Below are 13,022 nucleotides of genomic sequence, written 5' to 3' on the forward strand. Positions count from 1 at the left end.
AATACGGGGATCGGAGGCGGTTGATATGGCGCAGGGTGAGGTGCTCGAGTTCGAGGAGTATGTCCGCACCCGGCAGGACGCGCTGCTGCGCAGCGCCCGCCGACTGGTCCCGGACCCGGTCGACGCCCAGGACCTGCTGCAGACGGCGCTCGTACGGACGTACGGCCGCTGGGACGGCATCGCGGACAAGCGCCTCGCGGACGCCTATCTGCGCCGAGTCATGATCAACACGCGGACCGAGTGGTGGCGTGCGCGCAAGCTGGAGGAGGTCCCGACCGAGCAGCTGCCGGACGCGTGCGTGGACGACACCACGGAGCAGCACGCCGACCGCGCGCTCCTGATGGACGTCATGAAGGTGCTCGCTCCGAAGCAGCGCAGTGTCGTCGTGCTGCGACACTGGGAGCAGATGTCCACGGAGGAGACGGCCGCCGCCCTCGGCATGTCGGCCGGAACGGTCAAGAGCACGCTGCACCGGGCGCTCGCCCGGCTCCGCGAGGAGCTGGAGGCGCGCGATCAGGACGCACGCGCGCCGGAGCGTGAGGAGCAGGAGCGTTGCGCGGCCTGACCGGCGCCGGGCTCAGCCGGGCCCTGGGGAACCTGCAGGCGGCGATCACGGCACTGGCCGTGATCGCCGCCCTCGGCCTTTTTCTGACGTCCTGCACCACCGGCGGCACCGGAGCCCGCGACGAGGGCCCGGCGCACGCCGACTCGGTGGCGGGCACGGCGCCCTCCCCCGAGCCCAGCCCCTCCCACAGCTACCAGAAGGTCGACGCGGTCCAGCTGATCAAGGACGACCCGAAGGTCTCGGACGCCGTGAAGCGGGACCTCAAGCCGTGCGTCGGCGACGAGTACCCGGTCGACGTGTCGTACGGCGACCTGACCGGCTCGGCTGCGGAGGACGTCGTGGTCAACGTGCTGACCTGCGGTGACGCGGTCGGTGTCGGCGCGTACGTGTACCGCGCGCGCGGCGGCCGGTACGAGAACGTGTTCCGGGCCGAGGAGTCACCGGTGTACGCCGAGATAGACCGCGGCGACCTGATGGTGACCAAGCAGGTGTACGAGAGGGGCGATCCGGTCTCCAGCCCGTCCGGCGAGAACGTGATCACGTACAGCTGGACGGGGGGCCGCTTCGTCCAGGAGTCGTACCACCACACCGACTACGGCAACGCGGTCGGCGGCTCGGCGTCATCGGCCCCGGCCGGCTGACGGCAGGCCGGCGCGGACCGCGGTCCACCGGGCGGGCACTTCCTTACGTCACTTGAGCGACGGCACCGGCATCATCCGTACGAGACACCACCGGCACACAACGACACGAGGACTGAGAGCACCAGGATGGCAGACCAGACCCACGTCCTGTTCGTGGAGGACGACGACGTCATCCGCGAGGCCACGCAACTCGCCCTGGAGAGGGACGGCTTCGTGGTCACGGCGATGCCCGACGGGCTGTCGGGCCTGGCGGCGTTCCGGGCGGACCGGCCCGACATCGCGCTCCTGGACGTCATGGTCCCCGGCCTGGACGGGGTGAGCCTGTGCCGGCGCATCCGCGACGAGTCGACGGTGCCGGTGATCATGCTCTCGGCGCGCGCCGACTCGATCGACGTCGTGCTGGGGCTGGAAGCGGGCGCCGACGACTACGTGACCAAGCCGTTCGACGGTGCCGTGCTGGTCGCCCGCATCCGTGCGGTGCTGCGCCGGTTCGGGCACGCGGGCGGGGCCGCGCACGCGGAGGAGGCCGCTGCGTCGGTGAACGGCGGCACGCTGACCTTCGGCGACCTGGAGATCGACACCGAGGGCATGGAGGTGCGGCGGACCGGGCAGCCGGTGGCACTCACGCCGACCGAGATGCGGCTGCTGCTGGAGTTCTCCGCCGTGCCGGGTACGGTGCTCTCCCGCGACAAGCTGCTCGAGCGGGTGTGGGACTACGGCTGGGGCGGGGACACCCGGGTCGTCGACGTCCATGTGCAGCGGCTGCGCACCAAGATCGGCCAGGACCGGATCGAGACGGTCCGCGGCTTCGGCTACAAGCTGAAGGCCTGAGCGGGGCGGCGGCATGCGCGGGACGATCCGACACCCAGCCCGTGAACGCGTCCAGCAGGCGGGCGTCGGCAGGGGACTCAAGGCCGGCCTCAGAACCGGACTCAGATGGAAGCTCAGCGCTGCCATCGCGCTGGTCGGCGCACTGGTGGCGGTCGCGCTCAGCCTCGTCGTGCACAACGCGGCCCGGGTCTCGATGCTGGACAACGCGCGCGACCTCGCGGACGAGCGTGTGCAGATCGCACAGCGCAACTACGAGCTGTCCGGGCGCCCGAACTTCCCCAGCATCAAGATCGACGACCCCGAGCTGCCGTCCGAGCTGCGCGAGAAGGTCGACGAGGGCCGCCGGGCCACCTACGTCACGGACCGGGGCGGGAACGTGCCGGACATCTGGGCGGCCGTCCCGGTCAAGGACGGCCATGTGCTGTCGCTGCACACCCACTTCCCGGACCGCAGCACGGACGTGATGACGGACCTGAACAAGGCCCTGGTCATCGGCTCGATAGCGGTCGTCCTCGGCGGCAGCGCGCTGGGTGTGCTGATCGGCGGGCAGCTGTCGCGCCGGCTGCGCAAGGCGGCGGCCGCGGCGAACCAGGTCGCCAAGGGCGAGACGGACGTACGGGTGCGGGACGCCATCGGCGGAGTCGTACGAGACGAGACCGACGACCTTGCGCGTGCGGTGGACGCCATGGCGGACGCGCTCCAGCAGCGCCTCGAGGCCGAGCGCCGGGTCACCGCGGACATCGCGCACGAGCTGCGCACCCCGGTGACCGGCCTGCTGACCGCCGCCGAACTCCTCCCGCCCGGCCGCCCGACCGAACTGGTCCTGGACCGGGCCAAGGCGATGCGCACCCTCGTCGAGGACGTCCTGGAGGTGGCCCGGCTCGACAGCGCCTCCGAGCGGGCCGAGCTGCAGGACATCATGCTGGGCGAGTTCGTCACCCGGCGCGTGGCGGCCAAGGATCCGCAGATCGCTGTGCGGGTGGTGCACGAGTCGGAGGTCACCACCGATCCGCGGCGCCTTGAGCGGGTCCTGTTCAATCTGCTCGCCAACGCCGCCCGGCACGGCAAGCCCCCGATCGAGGTCACCGTGGAGGGCCGTGTCATCCGGGTCCGCGACCACGGCCCCGGCTTCCCGGAGGACCTGCTCGCGGAGGGGCCGAGCCGCTTCCGCACGGGCAGCACGGACCGCGCGGGCCAGGGTCACGGCCTCGGCCTGACCATCGCCGCGGGTCAGGCACGGGTGCTGGGTGCCCGGCTGACCTTCCGCAACGTACGGCCCGCGGGCGCGCCGGAGCACGTGCCCGCGGAGGGCGCGGTGGCGGTGCTGTGGCTGCCGGAGCACGCGCCGACGAGCACCGGCAGCTATCCGGTGATGCCGTAGGGGCGCAGGTCAGCTCGCCCAGTCCTGCGACAGGTCGAGGTCCTCGCGGGGCTGGGTGAACGAGAACCAGTTCCCGGAGTCGTCGCGGAACAGCGCCTCAGTGCCGTACGGCCGCTCCTGCGGCTCCTGGAGGAACTCCACCCCGCGGTCCTTGAGCCTCTTGTAGTCGCCGTGGATGTCGTCGGTGGTCAGCACCCCGGCGCCGAGCGCCCCCTTGGTCACGAGCTTCTTGACCATCTCGGCGGACTCGGGGTCCATCGCGGGCGGGCCCGGTACCATCAGGGTCAGCTCGACGTCGGGCTGGCTCGGGGAGCCCACGGTCAGCCAGCGCGCACCGGCCTCGCCCATCGTCATGTCCGTACGGATCTCGAGGCCCAGCTTCTCCGTGTAGAACTCCTTGGCCCGGTCCTGGTCGAGGACCCAGACGGTCGAGATCTTCAGTCCCTTGATCATCGTGCGCTCCTGTCGGCGGCGATCCCTCTTGCACCGTCACCGTAGGCAGCCGCGGCGTCAGTCCGCTTCTCCGGAATTGCGCTGTGCGTCGCCGGGTCCCTTTCTGAAGCCGCCCGCCCAGAGCATGGCGTAGCACCCCGGTATGAGGGCGGCTCCGCGTCCCACGTGCTTGGCCCGGTACTCGCTCGGGGTCAGCCCGGTCCAGTTCTTGAACCGGGCGGAGAAGGTGCCCAGGCTGCTGAAGCCGACGAGGTGACAGATCTCGGTGACCGTGAGGTTGGCGGTGCGCAGCAGATCCTCGGCCCGCTCGATGCGGCGGTGGGTCAGATACTGGCCGGGCGTCTCGCCGTACGCCTCCTTGAAGGCGCGGATGAAGTGATAGCGCGAGTAGCCCGCGTGCCTGGCCACCGTGTCCAGGTCGAGCGCGGGGTCGGCCCAGTCGCGGTCCATGGCGTCCTTGGCCAGGCGCAACTGGCGCATCTTGTCCATGGGCCGATGGTGACACGGGGCACTGACATCGCCGCCGGGCGGCAGCCCCGGACGCCTCCCGGCAACGGCGAAGGTCCCCCGGGGGCGGACACACCGGGGGACCTTCGGCTCAGGTCGGCTCAGACAGCCTCGGCCAGCGGAGCCGGCGCCGCGTCGGCCGCCTCCTCGGGCGCCTTCTGCGGGCCGCCCTTGAGCGGGACCTCCTTGACGAACAGGGCCGCCAGCAGGACGAGCACCGCGATCACCGAGCCCAGCAGGAACGCCGAGTGCGTACCGGCGGACACCGCGTGCTGGTACGCCTCGCGCGCCGCCGCAGGCAGCTTGGCGAGGCTGGCCGCGTCGAGCTGCGCGGACTGTTCGGTCATCTTGGCGCCCAGAGCCCCCGCCCGCTCGGCCATCACGTCCTGGACGCGGTGGTTGAACAGCGCGCCCATGATCGCGACGCCGAAGGACGAACCGAGCGTACGGAACAGGGTGGTCGACGAGGACGCGACGCCCATGTCCTTCATCTCCACGCTGTTCTGCGCGACCAGCATGGTGATCTGCATCAGGCAGCCCATGCCGAGGCCCAGGACGGCCATGTAGACGCCGGAGGTGAACCGGGAAGTGCCGGTGTCCATCAGCGACAGCAGATACAGACCCGTGATCATCAGCACGCCGCCGACGATCGGGAAGATCTTGTAGCGTCCGGTGTTGGTGGTCACGCGCCCGGCCACCATCGAGGTCACCAGCATCGCGCCGAGCATCGGCAGGAGCAGCAGACCCGAGTTGGTCGCGGACGCGCCCTGCACCGACTGCTGGTACAGCGGCAGGAAGAGCGTGGCGCCGAACATCACGAAACCGGTGATGAAACCGATGACGGACATCAGTGTGAAGTTGCGGCTGCGGAAGATGTGCAGCGGCACGACCGGCGCGGCGGCCTTGGTCTGCCAGAACACGAACCCGATCAGCGCGACGACGCCGATGCCGGTCAGCTCCGTGATCCGCGCGGACGTCCAGGCGTACTGCGTGCCGCCCCAGGTCGTCACCAGCACGATCGAGGTGATGCCGACGGTCAGCAGCAGGACGCCGAGGTAGTCGATGCCCGCCTTGGTCCGCTTCTTCGGCAGGTGCAGCACGACACTGACCAGCACCAGCGCGACCGCGCCGAGCGGCAGGTTGATGTAGAAGGACCAGCGCCAGCCCCAGTTGTCGGTGATGGTGCCGCCGACGAGCGGACCGCCGATCATGGCCAGCGCCATGATCGCGGCCATCATGCCCTGGTACTTGCCGCGCTCGCGGGGCGGGATCAGGTCGCCGATGATCGCCATGACGCCGACCATCAGACCGCCGGCGCCGAGGCCCTGTACGGCGCGGAACCCGATCAGCTGGCCCATGTCCTGCGCCATGCCGCTCAGCGCGGAGCCGATCAGGAAGAGCACGATCGAGGTCATGAAGGTGGCCTTGCGGCCGTACATGTCGCCGAGCTTGCCCCAGATCGGGGTGGCCGCCGCGGTCGCCAGGGTGTACCCGGTCACGACCCACGACAGGTGCTCGAGCCCGCCCAGCTCACCCACGATCGTCGGCATCGCGGTGCCCACGATCATGTTGTCGAGCATCGCGAGCATCATCGCGATCATGAGCGCGAGCAGGACGACCCGCACGCTCCTCGGCTGTTTCTCGGGCTTGCCCGCTGCCCCCTGGCCAGTCACGGCCGTCTCTGTGTCCGCCATCCCTCTCACTCCCCCTGCGACCGCACTTACTTGCCGCCCGGCTAGTTGACTACACTCGGGAAGGTAGACCTGTCACTAGCCGGTCGTCAAGTAAGTTTCTTGGGCGGGGCCAGCCGGGCGGCAGGTAAGTTTCGCCGGAGCGCGAGGAGTACGAGGATGGGCGTCACCATGGACGGCACCAAGCAGCAGCGCCGGGGAAACACCCGCCAGCGCATCCAGGACGTCGCACTCGAACTCTTCGCCGAGCAGGGCTACGAGAAGACCTCGCTGCGCGAGATCGCCGAGCGCCTCGACGTCACCAAGGCGGCGCTCTACTACCACTTCAAGACCAAGGAAGAGATCATCGTCAGCCTCTTCGAGGATCTGACGCAGCCGATCCAGGACCTGATCGAGTGGGGCGAGCGGCAGCCGCACACCCTGGAGACCAAGCAGGAGATCGTACGGCGCTACAGCCAGGCCCTCGCCGACGCCGGACCGCTGTTCCGCTTCATGCAGGAGAACCAGGCGACCGTACGGGAACTGCGCATCGGCGACTCGTTCAAGGACCGTATGCGCGGCCTGCGCGACATCATCATCGACCCGGACGCGGACCTGGTCGACCAGGTCCGCTGCGTCAGTGCGTTGTTCACGCTGCACGCCGGGATGTTCGTCATGCAGGACCTCGAAGGCGACCCCGAGAAGAAGCGCAAGGCCGTTCTCGAGGTCGCCGTGGACCTGGTGACGCAGGCGCACGAGGGCGCCCACGACTCAGGCTCTTAGACGTGCACGCCCTGGGCACGCAGGAAGGGGACCGGGTCGATGCCCGAGCCGTAGTTCGGGGTCGTACGGATCTCGAAGTGCAGGTGCGGGCCGGTCGAGTTGCCGGTGTTGCCGGAGAGGGCTATGTGCTGGCCGGTCTTGACGACCTGGCCCATCCGCACGTCGACCTTCGACAGGTGGGCGTACTGGGAGTAGGTCCCGTTGCCGTGCTTGATGACGATCGCGTTGCCGTACGCCGGACCGTCACCGGCGCCGTTCGGGCCGGCCTTGACGACGGTGCCGCCGTGGGCGGCGACGACGTTGGTGCCGATCGGCACGGCGAAGTCCTGACCGCTGTGCTTGTGCGCCCAGTGGCTGCCGGACTGGGCGAAGCCCGCGGACAGCGTGTACTTCTTCACCGGGTCGACCCAGGCGGCGGAGGACTTGGCGGCGGCCGCGACGGTGCCCGCCTTGGCGGCGGTGGCCGGTGCGGCGGTGTGCGCGGTGGCGGCGCCGGCGACCCCGGCTCCCAGGACGACCGAGGTGCCCAGGCCGACGGCCATGACGGCGGCGCGGGAGCGGAGCGTGGACGCGAGGGACTTGCGGGACGTGACGCGCTGGAACATCTAGACCTCGTCAGTTCGGGGACAGAGAACCACCTGGCACACAGCCGTCTGCCGGTGGGGCATCACCTTGGTAACCCGGCGACGCACTTGCCCTCAAACAGCCCATCTACGAAGCAATCTAGTAATTGACGGCGAAATCGCCCCATCCTTGACAGTGGCCGCGCCGGCCGGGCAATGCCCCTGACGACGCCGAATCCTTACGTAACATTCCGAAATAAATGTCCGCATTTGCCCGCATCCGATGTCCCACTATCTCGTGTAGTACCGGACATTTCGCCTGTAAGGCATGTCACTGAGGGGCAAGATCGACGACCCCCTGAATGTGACCGGCGCTACTCTGACCAGCGGTCACACGGGCGGGCACGTCAGGTTCGCGAGCGAGAAGGTTCTGCGCGGATCCACGGACCCGGGCGACGAGCGGGTCCGTGGATCCGGAGCACGTGGCGACGACCACCTGGCAAGGCTCGATCCCCTCGGCGGGGACGGTGGCGAGGTCGTCCCGGAGTGCGCCGCGCGGGTCGTCCGCACGGAACCGGGCTGCCGTCCGAACGGGGCTCGAGCCGCCAGAACCCGGTCCGCCGCCGGCGGAGGGCAGCGGCGTGGTGCTCACCACGTCCGTGGCGAACGTGCTGTGTCCGCACGACCGACGCCGAACTCACCGTGGACGGCGGGGGCTGCCGGCTCTGATCCTCGGCGTGGGCCGCGGGCTGTGCGCCGTTCCGGATGGAGTTCGAAGGTCCTTTCGCAACAGGGAAGTTGACGGTTCGTCTGGACCCCCTGTACGCCTGGGAGTTCCCTCCATGTGACGCGCATCTCTGGGCGCCTACCGTTCAGTAACCCTACGGTTTCCCTCACGCCACCGTCACCAAAGATCATGCCCCTGACACAGGCAGCGCACGGACGTGAGAGGACCCCCACCGATGACCAGACGCCCCTGGGCGCGCCGTATCGCCGTAACCGCCGTCTCCGTGGCCGCCGTGGCCGCGATGGCCGCACCCGCCGACGCGGCCACGACGGCCACGACGACCGCACCGGCCACCGCCGCGAGCAGCACCGCCGCCGAGGTCGACTACGCCACCTGGCAGCGGGACTGCCAATCGGTGATGAACCAGGCCCTGCCGTACCTGAAGAACCGCATCGCCGCCGCCGAGCCGGGCGAGAAGCAGGCGATCGTCTTCGACATCGACAACACCACGCTGGAGACCGACTTCGGCTTCACCTACCCGCAGCCGGCCAACAAGCCCGTCCTGGACGTCGCCAAGTACGCCCAGGAGCACGGAGTCTCGTTGTTCTTCGTCACGGCCCGCCCGGGCATCATCTACCTGCCCACCGAGTACAACCTCGAGTACGACGGTTACGACGTCTCCGGCCTGTACGTCCGCGGCCTCTTCGACCTCTTCAAGGACGTCGCCGCCTACAAGACCGCGCAGCGCGTCGACATCGAGAACAAGGGCTACACGATCATCGCGAACATCGGCAACAGCGCCACCGACCTGTCGGGCGGCCACGCCGAGAAGACGTTCAAGCTGCCGGACTACAACGGGCAGTTGTCCTGACGCCGGAAGGCATGCGAAAGGGGCCGGTGCTGGTGGCACCGGCCCCTTTCTTCGGCTCAACCCTCTGAGGGTCAGGCCTCCTTGCTCAGGTTCGGCCCGGCACCGCCGGCCGCCTGCTCGATCGGCGGGACGTCGGGCAGTGCCGACTTCTCCTCGCCGCGGAAGGTGAAGGTCTTGTTCTCACCCTCGCCCTCGGTGTCCACGACCACGATGTGACCGGGGCGCAGCTCGCCGAAGAGGATCTTCTCGGAGAGCGTGTCCTCGATCTCGCGCTGGATCGTGCGGCGCAGCGGCCGGGCGCCCAGCACGGGGTCGTAGCCCTTCTGGGACAGCAGTTCCTTGGCGGACTGGGAGAGCTCGATGCCCATGTCCCGGTCCTTCAGGCGCTCGTCCACCTTGCTGATCATCAGGTCGACGATCCGCAGGATGTCCTCCTGCGTCAGCTGCGGGAAGACGACCACGTCGTCGACGCGGTTGAGGAACTCGGGGCGGAAGTGCTGCTTGAGCTCGTCCGAGACCTTGTTCTTCATGCGCTCGTAGTTGGACTTCGTGTCACCCGAGGCCGCGAAGCCGAGGTTGAAGCCCTTGGAGATGTCCCGGGTGCCGAGGTTGGTCGTCATGATGATGACCGTGTTCTTGAAGTCCACGACCCGGCCCTGGGAGTCGGTCAGGCGACCGTCCTCCAGGATCTGCAGCAGCGAGTTGAAGATGTCCGGGTGGGCCTTCTCCACCTCGTCGAACAGAACGACGGAGAACGGCTTGCGGCGGACCTTCTCGGTCAGCTGGCCGCCCTCTTCGTACCCCACGTAACCGGGGGGCGAACCGAAGAGACGCGAGACCGTGTGCTTCTCGCTGAACTCCGACATGTCGAGGGAGATCAGCGCGTCCTCGTCACCGAAGAGGAACTCGGCGAGCGCCTTGGACAGCTCGGTCTTACCGACACCGGACGGGCCGGCGAAGATGAACGAACCACCCGGACGCTTCGGGTCCTTCAGGCCCGCGCGCGTACGGCGGATCGCCTTCGACAGCGCCTTGACGGCGTCGACCTGGCCGATGACCCGCTTGTGCAGCTCGTCCTCCATGCGGAGCAGCCGGCTGGACTCCTCCTCGGTCAGCTTGAAGACCGGGATGCCGGTGGCCGTGGCGAGGACCTCGGCGATCAGCTCGCCGTCGACCTCGGCGACGACGTCCATGTCGCCGGCCTTCCACTCCTTCTCCCGCTTGGCCTTGGCGGCCAGGAGCTGCTTCTCCTTGTCGCGGAGGGAGGCGGCCTTCTCGAAGTCCTGCGAGTCGATCGCGGACTCCTTGTCCCGGCGGACGGCGGCGATCTTCTCGTCGAACTCGCGCAGGTCCGGCGGAGCGGTCATCCGGCGGATGCGCATCCGGGAGCCGGCCTCGTCGATCAGGTCGATCGCCTTGTCCGGCAGGAAGCGGTCCGAGATGTAGCGGTCCGCCAGGGTGGCGGCCTGGACCAGCGCCTCGTCGGTGATGGAGACGCGGTGGTGCGCCTCGTACCGGTCGCGCAGGCCCTTGAGGATCTCGATGGTGTGCGGCAGGGACGGCTCCGCGACCTGGATGGGCTGGAAGCGGCGCTCCAGGGCCGCGTCCTTCTCCAGGTGCTTGCGGTACTCGTCCAGCGTGGTGGCACCGATGGTCTGCAGCTCACCGCGGGCCAGCATCGGCTTCAGGATGGAAGCCGCGTCGATGGCGCCCTCGGCGGCACCCGCACCGACCAGCGTGTGCAGCTCGTCGATGAACAGGATGATGTCGCCGCGGGTGCGGATCTCCTTGAGCACCTTCTTCAGGCGCTCCTCGAAGTCACCGCGGTAGCGGGAGCCGGCGACCAGTGCGCCGAGGTCCAGGGTGTAGAGGTGCTTGTCCTTGAGGGTCTCGGGCACCTCCCCCTTGACGATGGCCTGGGCGAGGCCCTCGACGACGGCGGTCTTGCCGACGCCGGGCTCACCGATCAGGACCGGGTTGTTCTTCGTACGGCGGGACAGCACCTGCATGACCCGCTCGATCTCCTTCTCGCGCCCGATGACCGGGTCGAGCTTGGACTCACGAGCGGCCTGGGTGAGGTTCCGGCCGAACTGGTCGAGGACCAGGGACGTCGAGGGGGTGCCCTCGGCAGGCCCGCCTGCGGTGGCGGTCTCCTTGCCCTGGTAACCGGAGAGCAGCTGGATCACCTGCTGCCGCACCCGGTTGAGATCGGCGCCCAGCTTGACCAGGACCTGGGCGGCGACGCCCTCGCCCTCACGGATCAGGCCGAGCAGGATGTGCTCCGTGCCGATGTAGTTGTGGCCCAGCTGAAGAGCCTCACGGAGCGACAGCTCCAGGACCTTCTTGGCACGGGGGGTGAAGGGAATGTGCCCGGACGGGGCCTGCTGGCCCTGGCCGATGATCTCCTCCACCTGCTGGCGGACCGCCTCGAGCGAAATCCCGAGGCTCTCAAGGGCCTTGGCGGCGACACCCTCACCCTCGTGGATCAGGCCCAGGAGGATGTGCTCGGTGCCGATGTAGTTGTGGTTGAGCATCCGGGCTTCTTCCTGAGCCAGGACGACAACCCGCCGCGCGCGGTCGGTGAACCTCTCGAACATCGTTAATCGCTCCTCAGAGCGGTCAGGCAGTGGGGGGAACTTCCCCTCCCTGTCCTTCCGCAGCTTAGTCCCGCAAGCGGGGACCGCTCATTCCAACTGCCGACACCGTCGATGGCCTCCTGACCCCGAACGCCGACATATGCTCCAACCCGATGGTGCGAGACGATGTTCCCGCAGGCCAGACAGTTACCCCCACCATCACTACGCCGATGGCGAACGCGAGACGGCTCGATCTGCGTGTCGCCCCCTCCCACTAGGGATGTCTTACCCGCACGGACTGACACTCCATGCGGGCGCGCACCGGTTCCCTCCGCTATGGGCGAACAACCTTGCGCCCCTCCGGACCCCCGAGCGCCCCCTCATCGGAAACCGTACGCAATCAAATGACCACCCAACGTAACTCGAGAGCGCTCCCGGTGGTTGCACCGGACATGACCGGCAGCGTTCCCTTGGTCCCCCTCCCCCGTCGCCCGCCCGAGCCGGGCGGCACGGGCGGTCCGGGCGATCCGGTCGTCCGGACGCGGAACTGGTACGAGAAGGAGCTGGGCTGGGCCACGGTGCCCGGAGCCCTCGGAGAGCCGCTGCGGCTCGTCACGGGGGTGCGCTTCGACGTCCTGGACGTCCCGGCGGAGGCGGGAGCGGCGGCGCTGCGGCACCTGGGCCCGGGCTCCCCGGTGGCCCTGTGCGGCGAGCGGATGCGGCTGCTGGTGGCCGCGGGCGGCGCGGAGGAACTGCCGGGCCTGCTGGAGTGGCTGGAGTGGGGCGCCCTGACACCGGACCTGAGGGCGATGGGCACGAACGGCCACGTGGAGGCTCCGCCGGTGCCTGAGCAGAGGGCTGATGGGGCCGGGCGCATGGACGTACCGCCGCAGCCCTTACAGGGGGCCGCCGTGTGGCTGCGGCCCCCCGAGCCGGGGTGCGAGGTCGAGGCCTCGCTGCCGACACTGTCGGCCGTGGGGGGCGTCGGGAACGCCCCCGATCTCGTACGGCTCGTGGACACGGTGGCCACACACTGTCACCGCATCCGGCTGCGGCGCGCCTGCGCCGGGCCGTCGGTCGTTCAGCCGTTGGCCTTCTCGTAGGCCTCGCGAATGGTCGCGGGAACACGGCCGCGGTCGTTGACCTCGTAACCGTTCTCCTTCGCCCACGCGCGGATCTGCGCGGTGTCCTGGCTGCCACCAGAAGCGGCGCGGGGCTTTCCACGCCCGCCCGAAGCACGACCTCCGGTACGACGACCACCCTTGACATAGGGCTCGAGAAGTCCGCGCAGCTTGTCCGCATTGGTCGTCGTGAGATCGATCTCGTACGTCTTGCCGTCCAGCGCGAACGTCACGGTCTCGTCCGCCTCGCCGCCGTCGAGGTCGTCGACAAGAAGGACCTGAACCTTCTGTGCCACCGGATTTCCTTTCATCGATAACTTGAGGACCTGGGGT

At 69.0% G+C, this 13,022-nt stretch carries 13 protein-coding genes; 7 read left to right on the forward strand and 6 right to left on the reverse strand.

All coding sequences use genetic code 11. The features are described from left to right. The first annotated feature begins 25 nt into the window (after positions 1–25). The 4 genes from IEZ19_RS33225 (at position 26) to cseC (ending at position 3,418) form a co-directional block, all read left to right on the forward strand. On the forward strand, positions 26–565 hold the full coding sequence (locus tag IEZ19_RS33225; RefSeq protein WP_189315028.1) for a SigE family RNA polymerase sigma factor: 540 nt from the start codon (positions 26–28) through the stop codon (positions 563–565). Further along, a complete protein-coding gene (locus tag IEZ19_RS33230) occupies positions 553–1,206 on the forward strand; it encodes a hypothetical protein (RefSeq protein WP_189315029.1) in 654 nt (217 codons plus the stop codon). The genes IEZ19_RS33225 and IEZ19_RS33230 overlap by 13 nt, the downstream gene beginning before the upstream one ends. A gap of 126 nt (positions 1,207–1,332) precedes the next feature. Then, a complete protein-coding gene (gene cseB, locus IEZ19_RS33235) occupies positions 1,333–2,037 on the forward strand; it encodes a two-component system response regulator CseB (RefSeq protein WP_189315030.1) in 705 nt (234 codons plus the stop codon). 13 nt (positions 2,038–2,050) lie between these two features. After that, positions 2,051–3,418: a two-component system sensor histidine kinase CseC gene (gene cseC / locus IEZ19_RS33240; RefSeq protein ID WP_189315031.1), complete on the forward strand. Its 1,368-nt coding sequence runs from the start codon at positions 2,051–2,053 to the stop codon at positions 3,416–3,418. A 9-nt stretch (positions 3,419–3,427) separates the two neighbouring features. Here the strand turns inward: cseC and IEZ19_RS33245 are convergent, their stop codons facing one another. The 3 genes from IEZ19_RS33245 to IEZ19_RS33255 form a co-directional block, all read right to left on the reverse strand. Then, the gene (locus IEZ19_RS33245; protein WP_189315032.1) at positions 3,428–3,871 is read right to left on the reverse strand and encodes a VOC family protein; all 444 of its coding nucleotides are present in this window, start codon (positions 3,869–3,871) and stop codon (positions 3,428–3,430) included. 57 nt (positions 3,872–3,928) lie between these two features. After that, positions 3,929–4,360, reverse strand: coding sequence for a helix-turn-helix transcriptional regulator (locus IEZ19_RS33250; RefSeq protein WP_229841147.1), 432 nt, complete (start codon positions 4,358–4,360; stop codon positions 3,929–3,931). A 119-nt stretch (positions 4,361–4,479) separates the two neighbouring features. Next, entirely contained in the window at positions 4,480–6,072 is a 1,593-nt protein-coding gene (locus IEZ19_RS33255; protein ID WP_189315033.1) for an MDR family MFS transporter, read from the reverse strand. Positions 6,073–6,228: 156 nt separating this feature from the next. Here IEZ19_RS33255 and IEZ19_RS33260 point away from each other — a divergent pair, with 156 nt between their 5' ends. Next, on the forward strand, positions 6,229–6,831 hold the full coding sequence (locus IEZ19_RS33260; protein ID WP_189315034.1) for a TetR/AcrR family transcriptional regulator: 603 nt from the start codon (positions 6,229–6,231) through the stop codon (positions 6,829–6,831). Here IEZ19_RS33260 and IEZ19_RS33265 read toward each other — a convergent pair. Further along, on the reverse strand, positions 6,828–7,436 hold the full coding sequence (locus IEZ19_RS33265) for a M23 family metallopeptidase (protein WP_189315035.1): 609 nt from the start codon (positions 7,434–7,436) through the stop codon (positions 6,828–6,830). The genes IEZ19_RS33260 and IEZ19_RS33265 overlap by 4 nt on opposite strands. A gap of 920 nt (positions 7,437–8,356) precedes the next feature. Here IEZ19_RS33265 and IEZ19_RS33270 point away from each other — a divergent pair. Then, on the forward strand, positions 8,357–8,992 hold the full coding sequence (locus IEZ19_RS33270; RefSeq protein ID WP_189315036.1) for an HAD family acid phosphatase: 636 nt from the start codon (positions 8,357–8,359) through the stop codon (positions 8,990–8,992). 71 nt (positions 8,993–9,063) lie between these two features. Here IEZ19_RS33270 and IEZ19_RS33275 read toward each other — a convergent pair whose 3' ends face one another. Next, positions 9,064–11,589 carry an ATP-dependent Clp protease ATP-binding subunit gene (locus IEZ19_RS33275; RefSeq protein WP_189315037.1) on the reverse strand — a complete coding sequence of 842 codons (2,526 nt, stop codon included), beginning with the start codon at positions 11,587–11,589 and terminating at the stop codon, positions 9,064–9,066. Positions 11,590–12,020: 431 nt separating this feature from the next. Between IEZ19_RS33275 and IEZ19_RS33280 the strand changes: the two genes are divergently transcribed. Next, on the forward strand, positions 12,021–12,671 hold the full coding sequence (locus tag IEZ19_RS33280) for an SCO3374 family protein (RefSeq protein ID WP_189315038.1): 651 nt from the start codon (positions 12,021–12,023) through the stop codon (positions 12,669–12,671). Here IEZ19_RS33280 and IEZ19_RS33285 read toward each other — a convergent pair. After that, entirely contained in the window at positions 12,650–12,985 is a 336-nt protein-coding gene (locus IEZ19_RS33285) for a histone-like nucleoid-structuring protein Lsr2 (protein ID WP_189315039.1), read from the reverse strand. The two genes, IEZ19_RS33280 and IEZ19_RS33285, sit on opposite strands and share 22 nt — an antisense overlap. Between the last annotated feature and the right edge of the window lie 37 nt (positions 12,986–13,022).

Origin of the sequence: Streptomyces brasiliensis (assembly GCF_014647875.1) — a bacterium.
GTDB lineage: Bacteria > Actinomycetota > Actinomycetes > Streptomycetales > Streptomycetaceae > Streptomyces > Streptomyces brasiliensis.

Bases quoted from the DNA above. Each gene is read 5' to 3' on its own strand.
- IEZ19_RS33270 (WP_189315036.1), top strand. From the start codon at position 8,357: ATGACCAGACGCCCCTGGGCGCGCCGTATCGCCGTAACCGCCGTCTCC.
- cseB (WP_189315030.1), top strand. From the start codon at position 1,333: ATGGCAGACCAGACCCACGTCCTGTTCGTGGAGGACGACGACGTCATC.
- IEZ19_RS33250 (WP_229841147.1), bottom strand. From the start codon at position 4,360: ATGGACAAGATGCGCCAGTTGCGCCTGGCCAAGGACGCCATGGACCGC.
- IEZ19_RS33280 (WP_189315038.1), top strand. From the start codon at position 12,021: ATGACCGGCAGCGTTCCCTTGGTCCCCCTCCCCCGTCGCCCGCCCGAG.
- cseC (WP_189315031.1), top strand. From the start codon at position 2,051: ATGCGCGGGACGATCCGACACCCAGCCCGTGAACGCGTCCAGCAGGCG.
- IEZ19_RS33275 (WP_189315037.1), bottom strand. From the start codon at position 11,589: ATGTTCGAGAGGTTCACCGACCGCGCGCGGCGGGTTGTCGTCCTGGCT.
- IEZ19_RS33265 (WP_189315035.1), bottom strand. From the start codon at position 7,436: ATGTTCCAGCGCGTCACGTCCCGCAAGTCCCTCGCGTCCACGCTCCGC.
- IEZ19_RS33245 (WP_189315032.1), bottom strand. From the start codon at position 3,871: ATGATCAAGGGACTGAAGATCTCGACCGTCTGGGTCCTCGACCAGGAC.
- IEZ19_RS33225 (WP_189315028.1), top strand. From the start codon at position 26: ATGGCGCAGGGTGAGGTGCTCGAGTTCGAGGAGTATGTCCGCACCCGG.
- IEZ19_RS33255 (WP_189315033.1), bottom strand. From the start codon at position 6,072: ATGGCGGACACAGAGACGGCCGTGACTGGCCAGGGGGCAGCGGGCAAG.
- IEZ19_RS33260 (WP_189315034.1), top strand. From the start codon at position 6,229: ATGGGCGTCACCATGGACGGCACCAAGCAGCAGCGCCGGGGAAACACC.